Annotated in this window: 2 protein-coding genes and 1 pseudogene; 1 reads left to right on the forward strand and 2 read right to left on the reverse strand. The window is 53.2% G+C overall.

Annotated features, from left to right (window positions below):
• Positions 1-337: 337 nt before the first annotated feature.
• Positions 338-681: pseudogene (locus HV796_RS41575) on the reverse strand (IS6 family transposase); the annotation flags it as partial.
• 55 nt (positions 682-736) lie between these two features.
• Positions 737-1,462: an FMN-dependent NADH-azoreductase gene (locus tag HV796_RS41580; protein WP_246356383.1), complete on the reverse strand. Its 726-nt coding sequence runs from the start codon at positions 1,460-1,462 to the stop codon at positions 737-739.
• Positions 1,463-2,025: 563 nt separating this feature from the next.
• On the opposite strand from HV796_RS41580, the gene HV796_RS41585 reads away from it, so the two are divergent.
• On the forward strand, positions 2,026-2,391 hold the full coding sequence (locus tag HV796_RS41585) for a hypothetical protein (RefSeq protein WP_246356384.1): 366 nt from the start codon (positions 2,026-2,028) through the stop codon (positions 2,389-2,391).
• Positions 2,392-2,524 lie beyond the last annotated feature (133 nt).

Below are 2,524 nucleotides of genomic sequence, written 5' to 3' on the forward strand. Positions count from 1 at the left end.
CAACCGGACTTCGACCCTGAGCATGTGCCCACCGCAGCAAGATCGACAGTGCAGGCATGAATTCAGGAATCGCAACACACCGATAATTCTCCAGAGAACCGATTGCCCGGGCGATCAAACAGTGATGGCAAGACGGTCAGACCGTGGTTGGCAGAAGCCTGATATGCAACACGAGCACAAGGCTCGCGGCGTTAATGAGGCGTCAACCAGCGGATTGCATCAGGGACGGCAGGCATGAGCCTGACATCGAGTCCGGATACATGGCTGCAATCTCGACCTCCTGCACATTACTGGTTACATCGCTTGACAAGCCGGGGGCGTCCATTCCATTAACGCCGGTTATGCCAGCCTTGTCGACTGCCCGATACAGATACTTCCACTCACCACTGACCCTGATGTAGCGCTCATCCATCTTCCAGCTCTCGCCGACCGGACGTTTGTGCTTGCGAAAGGCTTTCTCGAACAGCGGGACGAGTTTGATGACCCAGCGATGCACGCTCGAATGGTCAACCCGAACACTGCGCTCAGCCATCATCTCTGCGAGATTGCGAAAGCTTAGCGAGTAAGCCACGTACCACCGCACACACATCAGGATCACGTCCAGCGGGTAGTGCAGCCGCTTCAGTACCTTTGCGATCCCGGGCGGTATGTGTTGCGCGGCGTCTTGCCCGTATTGGCCATCGTGCCATGTGGCATCAAGGCCCGGCCCTGGCGGCGCCGCGTCTGAACAAATCGCCTACGTCTGAGACCACTCCTGAGCCAAGTCTTGAGCTCGCACCTCAGCTTCCGCTTTCGTCTTCGCGAAGTCGGCATTCAAAACCGTCGGTGCAACATGGATTTGGTCGATAGATTGAATCCCTATAAAGCGGAGCCAGTCAGCGATGTAGGGTGTCGAGAAGTCTGACCCAAATTCTGGCGCTATTCCCTCATAATAAACGCCACTTGCATGTACAACGAGTGATTTTTTCCCAATAATCAGGCCCGAATATCCTTTCTCAGCATGAAATCCAAACGCCCATCCCGGTTGAGTGACGACATCAATAAATTGTTTAAGCTTGTACGGTAGTCCGTTGTTCCACAGGGGGACGTTGAAAACGTACGCGTCAGCGGAAGCAAACCGATCAAACACCTGTCTTATCCTTTCCCACGCGAGCCTTTCTTCAGTACTAGGCTCGGTGCCCCAAAAAATCGACATTTTTGCAGCGGCCGCAAGCGCGCCAAATTCGGGTAGATCATCGTCGAACAGATTGAAAGTATCGAGATTCAATTCGATACGGTTCCTCAGCTCCGCGATAAAAATGTTGGAAATCGTCAAAGATTCGCTATTCACCCCACGAGCCGACGCATTAATATGCAGTAATTTCATCTGGATTCCCTTTTTCCACGCTATCGAGATCGGTGCCCGGCAATGGGAAGACCTTATATAAGCAAACTCCACCCAGGCGGGAGCGATACGCTTCATTCGGACACTGCTTAACGTCAGCTCCAACTTAATATTTGACCCGCAACGCCAGACGTTGACCGCTGCGAACGCCTTTTGGAACCTTCGTGCCTAATCGCTTCCTGCTTTTTTGTTACCCGCACATTTTTTGCTCTCGCGAACGCGTCTAACGCAAAGCGGCTTTCAAATGTCACAAATTCGTGGCGGATCTACATCCAATATCAAACCGCCACGTTGAAGGGCAGGATTGAATCTATTCCTCCCAATGATTTCAGTCAATAACACCGCCCATAATTTCGATACATAATTCCCGGCATTCGCGTCAATTTGCGCGAATCTTCTATATCAGAAAATTATTTATATAAAATAATTAATGAATTATATTTTTTCACTCGCAACATTATTCTCGGTTCCACAAGACTAGCCTCCAACTCTCACTAAACTGGCGAGGCCAGAAAGTCTGCGCGGTATCCGTCGACTGAGGGTGGTTCTGATAATCAATATGGCCGGCCTGCCATCGTTCCGATAGGACGGCTGGCGTAGAGTCGCAGTGCGGACAGCGACCTGACGCACAGGAGGGCGGCATGAACAGGTTTAGTGAAATCGACCTGCACTCGAACAACAGTGTGGTCGTGGTGAGCGATGAACCCGACGGGATCGTCTACCAGCGGCGGTTACCGAACGATCCGGTACAGATCCGGGTGGCACTGGCGCCGCATCGCGAAAATCTGGTAGGGCTGGTCATCGAAGCGACGTTCAACTGGTACTGGCTCGTGGATCAGCTGATGAACGATGGCTACCGTGTACATCTGGCGAACCCGGCAGCAATCAGGCAGTACGAGGGACTCAAGTACAGTGGCGACTTCACCGATGCCGCCCACCTTGAGGGTGACCCGGTTCGACGGATAGATTTGCAGTTGAGTTTAATGCGGAGTGGCACCTCCCGATAAGGTTGAATCGCGGGTTGTCCATGGGCGGGCGGCGGGTCGCCTGTCACGACCACGACGCTGCCCGCCGGTGGGCAACCCGCGCGGCGATGGCATCCGGGTTTGCGCATAACGGGCTTCGAATTCGAGCGGTGAA

This window comes from Paraburkholderia humisilvae, from assembly GCF_902859855.1.
Classification (GTDB): Bacteria; Pseudomonadota; Gammaproteobacteria; order Burkholderiales; family Burkholderiaceae; genus Paraburkholderia; species Paraburkholderia humisilvae.